Annotated in this window: 14 protein-coding genes; all 14 read left to right on the forward strand. The window is 44.0% G+C overall.

Features of this window, described 5'->3' with window-relative positions; translation table 11 throughout:
* Positions 1-34 precede the first annotated feature (34 nt).
* The 14 genes from ispE (at position 35) to FGQ85_RS10740 (ending at position 13,981) form a co-directional block, all read left to right on the forward strand.
* Positions 35-922 carry a 4-(cytidine 5'-diphospho)-2-C-methyl-D-erythritol kinase gene (ispE, locus tag FGQ85_RS10680; protein ID WP_087167089.1) on the forward strand — a complete coding sequence of 296 codons (888 nt, stop codon included), beginning with the start codon at positions 35-37 and terminating at the stop codon, positions 920-922.
* Complete coding sequence (locus FGQ85_RS10685; RefSeq protein ID WP_087167090.1) at positions 922-1,614, forward strand: GntR family transcriptional regulator; 693 nt, start codon at positions 922-924, stop codon at positions 1,612-1,614. The genes ispE and FGQ85_RS10685 overlap by 1 nt, the downstream gene beginning before the upstream one ends.
* 59 nt (positions 1,615-1,673) lie before the next feature.
* A complete protein-coding gene (gene spoIIR / locus FGQ85_RS10690; protein WP_138373439.1) occupies positions 1,674-2,294 on the forward strand; it encodes a stage II sporulation protein R in 621 nt (206 codons plus the stop codon).
* A 40-nt stretch (positions 2,295-2,334) separates the two neighbouring features.
* A complete protein-coding gene (locus FGQ85_RS10695; protein WP_138373440.1) occupies positions 2,335-3,522 on the forward strand; it encodes a cation diffusion facilitator family transporter in 1,188 nt (395 codons plus the stop codon).
* A 12-nt stretch (positions 3,523-3,534) separates the two neighbouring features.
* Positions 3,535-4,296 carry an acyl-ACP thioesterase domain-containing protein gene (locus tag FGQ85_RS10700; RefSeq protein ID WP_087253702.1) on the forward strand — a complete coding sequence of 254 codons (762 nt, stop codon included), beginning with the start codon at positions 3,535-3,537 and terminating at the stop codon, positions 4,294-4,296.
* Complete coding sequence (locus FGQ85_RS10705) at positions 4,262-5,089, forward strand: S1-like domain-containing RNA-binding protein (protein WP_118636084.1); 828 nt, start codon at positions 4,262-4,264, stop codon at positions 5,087-5,089. Before FGQ85_RS10700 ends, FGQ85_RS10705 begins: the two co-directional genes overlap by 35 nt.
* 42 nt (positions 5,090-5,131) lie before the next feature.
* The gene (locus FGQ85_RS10710) at positions 5,132-5,365 is read left to right on the forward strand and encodes a polya polymerase (RefSeq protein ID WP_087167095.1); all 234 of its coding nucleotides are present in this window, start codon (positions 5,132-5,134) and stop codon (positions 5,363-5,365) included.
* 220 nt (positions 5,366-5,585) lie between these two features.
* On the forward strand, positions 5,586-6,164 hold the full coding sequence (locus FGQ85_RS10715) for a hypothetical protein (protein WP_138373441.1): 579 nt from the start codon (positions 5,586-5,588) through the stop codon (positions 6,162-6,164).
* On the forward strand, positions 6,157-6,921 hold the full coding sequence (locus FGQ85_RS10720) for a LytTR family DNA-binding domain-containing protein (protein ID WP_138373442.1): 765 nt from the start codon (positions 6,157-6,159) through the stop codon (positions 6,919-6,921). Before FGQ85_RS10715 ends, FGQ85_RS10720 begins: the two co-directional genes overlap by 8 nt.
* Before the next feature lie 95 nt (positions 6,922-7,016).
* Positions 7,017-8,228 carry a sensor histidine kinase gene (locus tag FGQ85_RS10725; protein ID WP_171027940.1) on the forward strand — a complete coding sequence of 404 codons (1,212 nt, stop codon included), beginning with the start codon at positions 7,017-7,019 and terminating at the stop codon, positions 8,226-8,228.
* Positions 8,225-8,374 carry a hypothetical protein gene (locus FGQ85_RS18390; RefSeq protein ID WP_162610124.1) on the forward strand — a complete coding sequence of 50 codons (150 nt, stop codon included), beginning with the start codon at positions 8,225-8,227 and terminating at the stop codon, positions 8,372-8,374. The genes FGQ85_RS10725 and FGQ85_RS18390 overlap by 4 nt, the downstream gene beginning before the upstream one ends.
* Before the next feature lie 54 nt (positions 8,375-8,428).
* The gene (locus FGQ85_RS10730) at positions 8,429-11,449 is read left to right on the forward strand and encodes a type 2 lanthipeptide synthetase LanM family protein (RefSeq protein ID WP_138373444.1); all 3,021 of its coding nucleotides are present in this window, start codon (positions 8,429-8,431) and stop codon (positions 11,447-11,449) included.
* 588 nt (positions 11,450-12,037) lie between these two features.
* A complete protein-coding gene (locus tag FGQ85_RS10735; RefSeq protein ID WP_138373445.1) occupies positions 12,038-12,541 on the forward strand; it encodes a hypothetical protein in 504 nt (167 codons plus the stop codon).
* Positions 12,542-13,669: 1,128 nt separating this feature from the next.
* Positions 13,670-13,981, forward strand: a complete 312-nt coding sequence (locus tag FGQ85_RS10740; protein ID WP_138373446.1) for a hypothetical protein — start codon at positions 13,670-13,672, stop codon at positions 13,979-13,981.
* The last annotated feature ends 59 nt before the right edge of the window (positions 13,982-14,040 follow it).

Raw genomic sequence — 14,040 nt, forward strand, 5'->3', positions numbered from 1 at the left:
GGAGAGAAAAGAGGATAAACTAAGGAGAGATTGGATGGAACGAATTCAGTTAAAAGCACTTGGAAAGATTAATCTGGGGCTCGATGTACTTGGAAGAAGAGAAAACGGATATCACGATGTCAGGATGATCATGCAGACCGTCTACCTGTATGATGAGGTCACGCTGGAAAAGCGGAAAGAGCCTGGCATTACCGTTGCATCCAATCTCGTTTTTTTGCCGACGGATGAAAGCAACATTGCGTTTCGTGCAGCAAAGATTCTGCTGGATGAATTTGGAGAAAAGCACGGAGTTTCCATCACGTTGAAAAAGCACATTCCGGTGGCGGCAGGGATGGCAGGCGGAAGCGCGGACGCCGCCGCCGTGCTCTTCGGGATGAACCGGCTTTTCGGATGGAAATTAAGTGAAAAAGAACTGATGGAGCGCGGGGTCACACTTGGCGCGGATGTCCCGTACTGTATCATGCGGGGAACGGCTCTGGCAGAAGGAATCGGGGAAAAGCTTACCCGCCTTCCGGCCATGCCAAAATGCCACGTTCTCATTGCAAAACCGCCCATCAGCGTCTCCACAAAGATGGTCTACGAAAAGCTGGATTCTTCTGCCATCGTGGATCATCCGGACATTGACGGAATCATCGAAGGACTTCGGGCAAAAGACGTCACCCGTGTGGCCGGCTCGATGGGAAATGTCCTGGAGAGTGTGACAGAGAAACAGTACCCGGTGATCACGCAGATCAAAGAAGAGATGCTTCGCGGCGGAGCCATGAACGCTATGATGAGCGGAAGCGGCCCTACCGTATTCGGCCTGTTCAGGGAACGCAGTATGGCAAAGAAAACAGCGGAACAGATTCGACAGAAAGGATTTGCAAGACAGATTTACACAACAACCATTCACAATGTACGAAAGAACAGGAGGAACGATTGATGGAAGCAGATTTTGGAGCAGAAATGAATGAGTATCTTCCGCTGCGCGACGTGGTGTTCAATACACTCCGCCAGGCGATTTTGAGAGGAGAGTTAAAGCCGGGAGAACGGCTGATGGAAGTCCAGCTTGCGAAAAAGCTGGGCGTGAGCCGTACACCGATCCGTGAGGCGATCCGGAAGCTGGAGCTGGAAGGGCTGGTACTGATGATTCCGCGAAGAGGAGCAGAAGTGGCGGAAATCACGGAGAAAAGCATGCGGGACGTGCTGGAAGTCAGACGGGCGCTGGAAGTGCTTGCGGTCAGCCTGAGCTGCGAGCGGATCACAAAGGAGCAGATTGAAGAGCTCAAAAAGGCGGCGGAAGAGTTTGACCGGTCGCTGACATCTGATGATGTGACAAGGACTGCCGAGGCAGACGTCCACTTCCACGACATCATTTACAACTCTACAGAAAACCAGAGGCTGATCCAGCTTCTGAACAATCTGGGAGAGCAGATGTACCGGTACCGGGTGGAATACTTAAAGCACCGGGAATTCCATCCGCAGATCTCAAAAGAACACAAAGAGCTGATCACCTATCTGGAAGCAGGCGCAAAAGAGCAGGCGGAAGAAAAAATCGGCGTACACATCGACAAGCAGGCAAGAACCGTGCTTGAGACGATCCGCCGGAATAAAAATCCGGAAAAAGCAGAATAAATCAACCAGATCCGGCAATACTCCCGTTAGTAATGGAAACAACGGGAGGGACATGGATCATGGAAAAAAGAAGAAATCTCATCATGGCAGCGTTAGCTGTCATGATTTCGCTGATGCTGACTGCGTGTGTCTGGCGCACGGAGACAGTCAGCGCAAAAGTAGAGAAAACACAGGAGCACATGGCAGAGGAAGTGCTGCGCTTCCATGTGCTTGCAAACAGCGACAGCAAAGAGGACCAGAACCTGAAAATGAAAGTAAAGGATACGGTTGTCTCCTGGATGGAAGAAGAGATGGATACAGAAAGCCTTGCACAGACAAAAGCATTTATCCGCTCCCACCTTCCGCAGATCGAAGCACTTGCCGAAGAGACCATCCAGAAGGAAGGATATTCCTATCCGGTCCGGGCATCCCTTGAGTGGACAGTCTTCCCGGAAAAGACCTACGGGGATATCACCTTTCCGGCCGGAACGTATGAAGCGCTCCGGATCCAGATCGGAGAAGCCCAAGGGCACAACTGGTGGTGTGTTCTGTATCCGAGCCTTTGCTTTATCGACAGCGTCCATGCGGTCGTCCCGGAAAAAGGAAAAAAGCAGCTGGAACATGTCCTGACAGAAGAGGAATATGAGATGGTGACAGCGACATCAAAATTCAAAATCAGATGGTTCTTCTTCGGATCATAAAGAAAAAGTACTTCAGGACAAAAGACGAAAGGGAAAAGGAATGACAGAATTTTTAGTAAGACGGTTTGTAAAAAACTACGAACAGACAGAGACGGTTGCGGTGCGGACAGCCTACGGAGTACTGGCAAGCGTAGTGGGCATCCTCTGCAATGTTTTTCTCTTTCTTGTAAAAGGCGCCATCGGAATTATACTTCACAGTATTTCCGTTACGGCAGACGCATTCAACAATCTTTCCGATGCCGGATCATCGATCATCGGTCTCGTCGGGGTCAAGATGGCGGAAAAGCCCGCCGATGAGGAACATCCCTTCGGACACGGGCGGATCGAGTATATCGCGGCATTGATTGTGGCATTTATCGTATTGCAGGTAGGCTTTACCTTCCTGAAAGACGCCGTTGGGAGAATCCGGAATCCGGAGATCCTCAGCTTCAATACCATTTCTGTTGTCATATTGATTCTGTCCATCGGAGTCAAGCTGTGGATGGCGGCGTTTAACCGAAAGCTTGGAAAAAGGATTGATTCTAAAGTCATGATGGCCACGGCGGCCGATGCAATGGGAGACGTGGCAACGACAACGGCGACAATTCTTTCAGTATTATTTTTCCGTGTGACAGGCATCAATATCGACGGTTTCGTCGGAATCGGCGTGGCACTCGTTGTCATGTGGGCCGGAATCGGAATCGCAAAAGATACACTGGAACCATTGATCGGGGAAGCGGTCCCGCAGGAAACTTTCGATGAAATCACCAGATTTGTGGAATCTTACGACGGCATTGTCGGGACACACGATCTGCTGGTACATAATTACGGACCGGGACGGAGCATGGCGTCCATCCATGCGGAAGTGCCAAATGACGTGAATATCGAAGTTTCCCACGAGATCATCGACCGGATCGAGCGGGACGCCAGAAAATATCTGGGCATCTATCTTCTGATCCACATGGATCCGATTGAGACAAAAGATCAGGATGTGCTTCAGATCCGGGAAAAGGTGGAACACATTGTGGCCGAGACCGCTCCGGAAGCAAGCATTCATGACTTCCGTATGGTGCCGGGCGAACATCAGATCAATCTGATCTTTGACATGGTGATGCCCCACGGGTATGATAAAGAAGAGGAAAATACACTGCTTCATCTGGTGATGGAGAAAATCCGTCATCTGGACGAGCGGTATCAATGCGTAATTACGATGGAAAAAAGCTATGTGGCAGAATCAAAAGAAAAGTAAAAGAGGGATGATATGTACGAGGTGAAATCAAGAGTACGGCTCAGTGAAGTGTCGGACAACGGATGCATGACACTTCCGGGCATAATCAATTCGTTCCAGGACGCAAGCATCTTTCAGTCGGAGGATCTTGGCGTAGGAACGAAGTATCTCGAAGAACAGAAAAAAGCATGGGTGCTTTCTTCCTGGCAGGTAGAAATCCTGCGCTATCCAAAACTTGGAGAAGAAATCCGGACCTGCACCTGGCCGACCGGATTCCACGGATTCTTCGGTGACCGGAACTTTGTCATGAAGGATCAAAATGGAGAAGTCACGGCGTATGCCAACTCAATCTGGGTTTACATGGATCTGGCATCCGGACGTCCGACCCGGCCTTCCGAAGAGGAAATCAGCCGCTACGGGATGGAAGAGCCGTATCCGATGGAATATGCATCCCGGAAAGTGCCGATGCCGGAAGGAGGAGTCAAAACGTCTCCGATCAAAGTCAGGAAGTATCATATAGACACGAACCATCACGTCAACAACTGCCAGTATGTGCAGATGGCGGTGGAACTTCTGGAAGAAAACGGGATGGAGCCGGACTTTTCCGGCCTGCGGGTAGAATATAAGAAATCAGCGGTTTACGGGGACATTCTTTATCCTTCATACAAGATACAGGACGGCATTTCGACAGTATTGCTTGGGGATGAGAATGGAAAACCGTACGCGGTTGTGGAGCTAAAGCATAAAGGAGAACAAAACGATGAAATTGGGCGAAAAGCAAGTATTGACGATTGAAAAGCAGGTAGATTTCGGAGTCTATCTGGGAACGGAAGAGGAGCATGTCCTTCTTCCGAAAAAACAGGTGCCGAAGGGGGCGGGCCCGGGAGATCCGGTGGAAGTCTTTTTATATAAAGACTCCAGAGACCGTCTCATTGCAACGACAAATGAGCCGAAGCTGACCCTTGGAGAACTGGCGGTTCTGGAAGTGATCGATACCGGAAAGAACGGCGCATTCCTCGACTGGGGACTGGAAAAGGATCTCTTCCTTCCATTCAGGGAGCAGACCGGACCGGTGAAAAAGGGCGATCACGTTCTGGTAAGCCTTTACATTGACAAAAGCTCCCGCCTGTGCGCGACCATGAAAGTCTACGAAAAGCTGTCCTGCGATTCCCCGTACCAGAAAGACGATATGGTGGAAGGAATTGTCTACGAACTCAGTGACCGCTTCGGTGTCTTCGTGGCGGTAGACGGAAAATACTCTGCCCTGATCCCGAAACGGGAAGTGTACCATTCCTACCGGGTAGGCGAGACGATCCGTGCCAGAGTATCTGCAGTCAAAGACAACGGAAAACTGGATTTAAGCGTGCGGGAAAAAGCATTCATCCAGATGGATGTAGACGCGGCAAAACTGATGGACTACATGGAAAAACATGGCGGCCGGATTCCATTTACGGATAAGGCGGCGCCGGAAACGATCCGCACGGAATTTGAGATGAGCAAAAACGAATTCAAACGGGCGGTGGGACGCCTCTTGAAAGAGAAAAAGATTGAAATCAGGGAAAAGGACATTGTCCTTGCAGGCAAATAAATCATATAAGAAACAAACAGGAAAAAGAAAGGAGAAACGCAGATGAAAGTACAGAACATTACGGACATTGACAAATTTTTTGAAGTAGTGGACAGCTGTAAAGGAAAGGTGGAACTGGTAACAGGAGAGGGTGACAGACTGAATCTCAAATCAAAACTGTCTCAGTATGTATCTCTGGCAAATATCTTTTCCAACGGAGAAATTCCGGAACTGGAAATCATTGCCTATGAAAAGGAAGATATCGACAAACTCGTATCCTTCATGATTAACGGCTAAGAAAACAAAACAGAATCAAAGAAAGCAGGGCGGAAGATCAGATCTTCCGCCTTTTCAATACATTTTGCAAGCGTAGAAATACAAAAAGGAAAAGGGAAAATCGGAGAATTCGAGGACAAAAATGATGATTTCATGGCCAGCAGGGCGAAAATTAGTGAGAAATGTAGTACAATTTCATCAGGACGAAAAGATAGTTAAGTTGAGGGCGCAGGGAGAAAAAATGAAATTTGCCAAAGTAGAAGTCGAAGGAATCAAACTTGCGGTCTCAAAATTTTACAAAACGGACGCACTTCAGTGTAGGAAGATTTTATTAGAGAGCATTCAGTGGCTGAGGGATCGGTATGAGCGTTTGAAAGAGGAAGAAGATCTCAAGAAAGCGCTCTGCCATATGGAGGCATATGGAGAGCTTGGCTTTTCATACGACGATGTAAAAGATGAGGCGGAAGAGATCTTCGGCCTGCTGGAAGCGGACAAGGAGGTGAGAAAAGAGTTTCGGAGACATTTCTGCGAAAAGATCGTCGTCAACAAAACAAGAGTCAACCGTCTGCTTGGACGATGGAATCCGGCCCGGCATTCTATGAGAATCAGTGATGCGGTGGATGATATCATCCGGAAAGTGACAGAGCAGGAGGAGGGAATCTTCCTCTATCACTGCGGAAGAATGATTGCCGGAGACGGGGAAGACGGACTGTGGGAGCATACTTTCCGCCTTCAAATACAGGATGGAGAAGCAATTTTCCACGATGTCAATCAGAACCGATATTATCTGCTATTGAAGGAGGAAAAATCACATGTTTAAAATTATTATCGTTGATGATGACAAATGGATGCAGGATATGATCCGGGACAAAATCAAAGAAACGGCGGACGCATTTCTGAACACACAACTTCTGGTTTTCTCATCGGGAGAAGCATTTCTGGAGTATGCGAAGACGCAGGAATACGGAGAGGAAGGGGATATCTTTTTTGTGGACATCGAACTTGGGAACGGGATGACCGGACTTGAATTTGGAAGGCTTCTGCGAAAAACATATCCGAACCGGGGACTTGTGTTCCTGACATCTCATACGGAATTTGCGCTGGAAAGCTATGAGATCGAGGCAGATCAGTATATCCTGAAAGAAACGATGGATGAGCGGCTGCCGCACATCCTGGAAAAACTCATGCGCCGGATGGGAGCAGAAAAAAATGAATATCTAATGCTGAAACGACAGGATGAACCGGAAGAAAAAGAACAAAAAGTCTATTTCCGTGAAATTATTACCGTCCATAAGAAAAAGATGGGAAAATATGCAGAATATGCGACCTTCCACGGGAACTTCAAAGAACGGATTCCTTTAAGCGAATTGATGAAAAAGCTGGACAGTAATGAATTTTTCCTTGCAGATCGAAGTAATATTATCAACCTCCGCAATGTCCAGGGAATCCAGGACAATACGATCTACATGGAGAAAGACTACGAACTTGAACTGAATCAGTACCGGATCGATGCAGCGAAGAAAAAGATTGAAGCTTACTGGAGGGAACGGGAATGGAACGACAAATCCATGTCATAGTATTGATTTTGCTTTCTATCTTTGAAGTATGGATGTGCTATCAGGTATTATACCGGACGGTGCTGGAGAAGAAATATCTGCGGAACTGGCAGAAGGTGCTGATCTGGGGGAATATTCTGGGGGCAGGTATCCTGTTAGGGATTAATCGAAAGATCATTTTTTTCTCTATTACTATGTTTGTATTCATTATTTTAACTACGCTACTCTGTGCTTGGATTGTAGAGAGAAAGAATATGTTAATTAAAATAGAAATCATTATTCTATATTATACGATTCTTGCTTTGCTGGATTTTTTCTGTGGATTTATCAGCATGGAAATGATCGGAAAACAATTTTGGGAAGAGATTTATAAGTTTTCACAGTCCATGGTGCAATGTGCGTTGTTTTTGATACCAAGAGCAGGTGTAGCGTTGCTTTTGGCGAAATGGCAAGAGAAAAGCTTGGTTTTAGAAGGGGACAGAAAGACGCTAGCACTCCTTTGTGTCGTATTTTTAGGAATTTTGAAGATATATCGGGTAATAATGATGAATATGGCAATAGATTCCAGAAAGGCGCAAGGATTGGGAGCGGCAGTTTCGATGGGGGTTGTAGCTGCGCTGACAGCAGGTGTTTTCGTGCTTTTTAATCGTTTTCAAATGTTGAAAACAGAAAATGAAATGTTGTTGGAACTGGGAACACTGTCTAAGAATCATATCAAAGAAATGGAAATCATGATGGAAAAAAACAGAATACAGACACATGATATAAAGCATCATCTGCTGATTTTGCGTGAGTATGGACAGGAGAGAAAATGGGATATGCTGATGTCATATCTCAATGAGTTGTCGGATGATATTTTGGTACAAAAAAAGGCTATGTGGACTCAAGTAGGAATTTTGGATACACTTTTGGAACAGAAAAAGGCAAAAGCAGAGTCAAAAGGGATCGCATTTCGCATCCGGGCGGATCGAATTGGAGAACTGCCTTTTTCAGATATGGAAATCAGCACACTATTCAGCAATCTTTTGGATAATGCAATCGAAGCCTGTGAGAAAATTCAGGATGACAGACGGTGGATCCAGCTGAATATCATGCGGAAATCAGGGATGCTCTATATTACTATTTCTAACAGTATCAAAGGCAGACCATTAGAGAAAGAGGGAAAATTGATTACCAATAAACAGAATCATCAGCTACATGGATATGGGATAAAAAGTGTACAGAAGATTGTCCGTAAATACGAAGGAGACTTTTCTTATCAGATACGTGAAAGTGAATTTATAGTAACCATTACATTTTGGAGATTAGAGGAGAGAAACGAAATATGAATCAAGAAGTGTATTTGTATACTGCCGGAGACTTAAAAAGCGAATTAAAAGAAATAAACGGGATGCAAGATCTGGAATTGGAAGAAGCAGTAGAGCGTTTTACTAATCCGGCTGGAGATACCTTTTTAACAATCTTATGTTGCTAATTATTTTAAGAGCAGGATGTTCATGCGAGCATCCTGCTTTTTTCGGAGGAGCTTATGAAAGATACGTATTTGTGGGAGAGAGAGTATAGAAAAGACCAGAAGAAACCAGTCAATAAAAAGAAAAAGCAATACTGGGAGGCGCTTTTAGGAGAAGCTTTGGTGGCAGAGTTTCAGAAGTACGATCTCAATTTTCAGGCATATCTGGAAGATCAAAGATTTGAGCGAAAAAAAGGGACTTACACGGGAAGTCTGCGGGTGGAATACCGGGAATGGAGGAAATCACCTGATGAAATCCGCAGAAAGATTGGAGAGACGAAACTGTTTTTTGCAGAATTTTACCAGCCTTTTTTGATAACAGGAATAGAGGAATTCAAACGTCAGTTACATACCGGGAAAGAGCAGATCACTTCGGACGTATATGAAGATTTTGGGGATGAACTGGCTGTCCGTCTGCAAAATATAGCACTTCGCACTTTGATTGCGGAAATGCATGGTTACAAGCAAAGAGGAATGTTAAAGGGAGTGGACTCGAAAGAGGAGTATCAGGACTTTTGCCGAATATGTGGAAGGAAAGAGTTTTTCTATTATATCGCAGACACCTATCCGGTATTGAGCCGATGTATCCGGGAGCGTATAGAGTGTCAGATCCAGTACTATGTACAGGTAGTGCAATGGTTCCGGGAAGATTCTGATAAAATCGGGGAACTCTTTTTTGACGGGGAGATTCCCGGCAGGATCACAGGGATAGAATCGGGACTATCGGATCTTCATAACGGAGGGAAAGAAGTGCTGAAAATATGTCTGGAAAACGGGAAAAAGCTACTTTTAAAACCTCGTTCTATGGAGAACGAACAGTTTTTCACAAGGCTTCTGGGGTGGATCAGTGAAAGGACGGATTCAAGCCAGTATCATTATAGAATCCTGTCCTGCCGCGATCATAGCTGGTGTGAAATCGTGGAATATCAAAGCTGTGAATCGGAGCAGGAGATCCATCAGTATTACAGACGGCTGGGAGAACAGCTCTTTCTCTCCTATCTCCTTGGAACGAGTGATATCCATGCGGAAAATCTGATTGCCTGTGGAGCATATCCGGTGATCGTGGATCTGGAAGCATTGGCACGTTCTGGGAAAGAGATACAGGCAGAGTCGGCGGAGGATGCAATTTATTCCTGGATCCGGGAATCGGTGATTGGAACAGGAATCCTGCCTTTTTATGTGTGGAACAAAGAGGGAGAGGGAATTGACGGGAGTGCCATTCACAGCAAGAAAGGTCAAAAGCTTCCATTTCAGATTCCGGCGGTGGCGGAAGAAGAGACTTCCAACATGTATATCACCTACCGGGAGGGAGTTACTTCCGCAGGCAGGAATCTTGCATGGATGAAAGGAAAAGAGGAAACGATCACGGCATATGTGGACGATCTTCTTAGAGGATTTTCCGAGGCGTATCAGGCAGTGGAGAAAGAAAAAAGAAGCTTTCAAAGTGTTCTGGAAGAAGGGAAAGGACTCAAAAGCAGGGTTGTTTTGATGCATACGCAGCGGTACGCGATGCTGTTAAACAGTTCCTATCACCCGTCCCTTCTGGTGGATGGAGCGGATCGGGAAATCTTCCTGTCTTCCATTGGACGGGGACGCCGGGACAGGGAAGAGCGGATTGTCCGGGAAGAAATCCGGGCATTGCTGCGGGGAGACATCCCATACTTTTCCAGTGGAATGGATGAGAAGAGCTTATATGCCGGAGAGGAGAAGTGTGAGGAAGCCTTTTTTCAAAGGACAGCATACAGCCGGATTCTGGAACGTCTGGGAGGGATCGGTCAATCGGACCGGAATAAGCAGTGTGATCTGATTCGTACATCCATGGAACTTATTCCGGAGAATAAAGAGCATTTTGTGAATCAGATATACGAAGTCAGAGCGGACGAGGAATTTGAACGGACGGTGAATAAGGAAAGTCTGGATCGGGTCATTACTATGCTGTCAGACAGATTGTGCAGTTATGCGCTCTGGAATCAGAAGAAGAGCGAGGTGAGCTGGCCTGTCCTTCGCTTTGCTTCTTCCGGGAGCTGTGCGTGGCAGATCCGTCCGATGGGTATTTACTTTTATGATGGATTAAGCGGGATGCTGCTCCTTACTACTGTAATGCAGGAAAAACAAAAATCCGAAAGAATTGAGAGAATCCAGAAAGCGTTACAGAGACAGTTGTTTCGATATACAGATGAGGGGATGGAAGATCTAAAGAATCTACAGTCCCAAAATACCGGGGCGTATACAGGGGAAAGTTCTGTCGTCTATACCTATTTAAAACTGTATCAACTGACAAAGGAAGCGATTTATTTACAGTATGCCAGAAAACATGCGGAAATCGTTTCAAAAATCGTTCCGAAAGATACTTGTGCCGACCTGCTTGGAGGGAAAGCGGGAGCAGCATGGGTCTTCCTTCAGATGTTTGAGCAGACGGGAGAAGAGAGATATGTGAAAGAGGCAGAAAAGTCGGTCTACTCTATGCTTCCGCAGGCGGTGAAGATGGAGTGCGGAATCGGATGGAAACCGGAAATAGGAGAAAATCCAATCAGTGGAATGGCACATGGAAACGCAGGAATTTTGATGCCGGTTCTTGCACTTTGGGAACTTACGAAGAAACAGGAGTATGAAATCCTGGCAGAAAAGATCCGGGAATATGAAGAGAGCCTTTATGATGAAAAAAGAGGAAACTGGATCGATCGAAGGAAAGATAAGGAAGAAGGAGAAGATACCGTAGCATGGTGCCATGGGGCGGCCGGAATCTTACTTGCGAGGCTGTGGGGCTATCAACGTGTGACGGACAGAGCATGGAAGGAAAGGTTGAAAAACGATATTGAAAGAGCATATCGAAAAACAGAAACGTACTGGAAACGTGACAGCTGGAGTCTGTGTCATGGAACAGGCGGTAATCTGTGGATTATGGATATCGCGGATCGGGTACTTGGGAAGGAACAAAAGAACAGGATGGATATAGACGAATTCCAATTACTTCCGCAGGAGAGATTAAATCCGGGGATTATGGGCGGATATGGAGGGATATTGTTATATCTTCTGTAAAAAATAAACTGAAAATAAAAAGAATGGAAATTAAAGGACAGAAAAATAAATTAAAGAAAAGAGTATTGAAAAAACAATGGTGATGAATTAAAGTGTAACTAACATAACAGAGAAAAAAGAGGGAATGAGGTGATGCCGGTGTATTTTAAAATATAATATTTTTTGAAAAACAAAAAGGCGTTTTGATAAGTAGAGGGATGGTTGAATAATCTACTCAGCACCAGGAAGAGGTGAGATGATGAAAAGAAAATCTAAAATAAATTACCCGGCGATACTGGTGATCCTTACTGCAGTTGTATATGAGTTTATGTATAAACAAAATTTTTCTTCGATCTGGCTCAATCTTGTATCAACGATGTCTTCGGTCAGTTTTTCGATCTATCTGTTTTTTGAATGGAAAAAATCACGTCGCCGTTTTGAACTTATATGTTTTATACTTTCTTTAATCCCAATATTTATTATTGGAAGTTATGTAATCAGAGTTTTGATGAAACAATAGATGCAAAGGAAATCTGGAGGAACTTGGGAATGGATCACCAAACTATAAAGAGAATATTAGTATTCTCCTTGTGTGCAGTCATAATAAGCTTGTCAGGTTGTTCTAAGGGAGAAGAAGAGCAAAAAGAGAAAGAAGTAGTAACTACGGTACTGGAAAAATTGTTTACAATTCCAAATCAGAAAATGCAGGATGCCTATGAAGAAGCAACGAAGATGGCAGAGCAGGATGCTTCTGAGACAACAGAACCGGGTGCATATGGAGTATATGATTTTCAAAAGTTACTGGATGAAATGTACGGTTCATATTTTACAGAGGAAGGAATTGAAAGTATACCGTACTGGATTTATACGAATTTGAATGTATATGCTGCGGATCGGGATGTGACAGTTACGTTTAAAAGTGCGGATGTCCAGACGGAAGAAAGCTCGGAGGGAAGTTATTATACATTTGTAACTGAATTGGAGTATTCTATTGGCCGGGAAGAAGCATCGTTTGAACAGAAAGGGACGGTACTGTTTGAGGATGGAAAGATCAAAAATATTTACTTTGCGGATGGGCTGATGACAGAGATTGAAAATCAATTGTTTATGTAACAGTTGAGATTAACATTAATGGGATGGAAATATAGAAAAGTGATGTAAACAGCTCTTGATTAAGAGACGAATAGTATGAACGGATACGTGAAATTTCTGCGTATCCGTTTTTTAATGTGTGTTTGATTATATTGCTAAATTTTCACATAATTCAATATTGGGCTGCGAAAATCCTTAGAACAAAGGATATTAATTTTGATAATGTCAGTAAAAAAGAAAATTGTATGGAAGAAATGGGATATGGAATATACAGACGACCGTATGAGATCTGAAAGGCGTTTAGGGAAGGTGAGGGATGACATGAACAATAAAAGAAGGTATATAAAGGATTTTAATATTTTTAGAAAAAATAGTCTGAGAATTCGGGGAGTTTAAAATTAGAGGACAGAAAAAATAAATTCGAGGACAGAATGTTGAAAAAATAATATTGATAAATTAAAGTATAACTAACATTACAGAGAAAAAAAGAAGGAATGAGGTGATACCGGTGTATTTTAAAATTTAATATTAGAATAAATGGCAGAAGGTTGATAAGACTAATAATTTTGTAAGAATCTGTATGTTTAGAAGTTGTTTAAGGAAGGGCGTTTCCAATGGAAATGACAGAGCATACATGAAGTAAAAATGCAGGATAATAAGGATTTAGAAAAATTTTTGCGGTAGTAGCGGCTACGGTTATGGTTTTGTCAATGGGTATGGTATCAGTAAATGCGGCGGATGTACAGCCAAGAGCACCGCTTTGTCCGTGTGGAGGAACGTTGTTGCAGTCGAACTCTTATTCTACATGGGTAACATATAAGTCAGTAAAATGCGTGCATGGATATGCATATGGTACGGATCAGCATCAGAAAAGAACAGTTACTACAACAATGAAGTGTAATCGATGTGGTAATGGTTACACAGTAGGCACAACTACAGAAACGCGTGTACAATGTACGGGGCATAATTAATCATTGAAAGAAATGTACTCAAAGTAGAATTAGCTGAAAATAAACAAAATAGAATATCTTTATTGTAAATAGCAAATATATTTAAAGTATTCTAAATATTCTTTTTATTAAGCCATGTATTGTTTCTTAAAAGTGGAATACATGGCTTAAATAATAAAACATAGGGGGGTGAATCTTTATGAAAAACATAGTAGGAAAAATCATTACTTTGGGATGTGCTGGAATACTGTTGGCAGGAATGGGCGGATGCGAGAAGCAAAAAGAGAAACAAGATGAAACAGTACTGAATGTAATTACAGATCCTTCTATTCAGAAAGAAGTAAATAATATCGCCAATTTTATGATGAAAACGGAAGAGATCGAGATAAAAGTGAAGGTACTTCCTTCTAAGGAAGATGGGCGTGATTCGGAAATTCAAAAACTTCAGACACAGATTATGGCGGGAAAAGGTGCAGATGTATATTTGCTGGATACTAGTGTGCTGACTTGATGATATTTAACTAAATATTCTGGTAATCACAGCTGTTCTGATGTATAATCAAAAAAAAC

The sequence above is a fragment of the Pseudoflavonifractor sp. BSD2780061688st1 E11 genome, from assembly GCF_005844125.1.
Lineage (GTDB): Bacteria > Bacillota > Clostridia > Lachnospirales > Lachnospiraceae > Sellimonas > Sellimonas catena.

What these genes read in the sequence shown, in the direction of transcription:
- ispE (WP_087167089.1), top strand. Translation starts at nt 35, where the DNA reads ATGGAACGAATTCAGTTAAAAGCACTTGGAAAGATTAATCTGGGGCTC.
- FGQ85_RS10685 (WP_087167090.1), top strand. Translation starts at nt 922, where the DNA reads ATGGAAGCAGATTTTGGAGCAGAAATGAATGAGTATCTTCCGCTGCGC.
- spoIIR (WP_138373439.1), top strand. Translation starts at nt 1,674, where the DNA reads ATGGAAAAAAGAAGAAATCTCATCATGGCAGCGTTAGCTGTCATGATT.
- FGQ85_RS10695 (WP_138373440.1), top strand. Translation starts at nt 2,335, where the DNA reads ATGACAGAATTTTTAGTAAGACGGTTTGTAAAAAACTACGAACAGACA.
- FGQ85_RS10700 (WP_087253702.1), top strand. Translation starts at nt 3,535, where the DNA reads ATGTACGAGGTGAAATCAAGAGTACGGCTCAGTGAAGTGTCGGACAAC.
- FGQ85_RS10705 (WP_118636084.1), top strand. Translation starts at nt 4,262, where the DNA reads ATGAAATTGGGCGAAAAGCAAGTATTGACGATTGAAAAGCAGGTAGAT.
- FGQ85_RS10710 (WP_087167095.1), top strand. Translation starts at nt 5,132, where the DNA reads ATGAAAGTACAGAACATTACGGACATTGACAAATTTTTTGAAGTAGTG.
- FGQ85_RS10715 (WP_138373441.1), top strand. Translation starts at nt 5,586, where the DNA reads ATGAAATTTGCCAAAGTAGAAGTCGAAGGAATCAAACTTGCGGTCTCA.
- FGQ85_RS10720 (WP_138373442.1), top strand. Translation starts at nt 6,157, where the DNA reads ATGTTTAAAATTATTATCGTTGATGATGACAAATGGATGCAGGATATG.
- FGQ85_RS18390 (WP_162610124.1), top strand. Translation starts at nt 8,225, where the DNA reads ATGAATCAAGAAGTGTATTTGTATACTGCCGGAGACTTAAAAAGCGAA.
- FGQ85_RS10730 (WP_138373444.1), top strand. Translation starts at nt 8,429, where the DNA reads ATGAAAGATACGTATTTGTGGGAGAGAGAGTATAGAAAAGACCAGAAG.
- FGQ85_RS10740 (WP_138373446.1), top strand. Translation starts at nt 13,670, where the DNA reads ATGAAAAACATAGTAGGAAAAATCATTACTTTGGGATGTGCTGGAATA.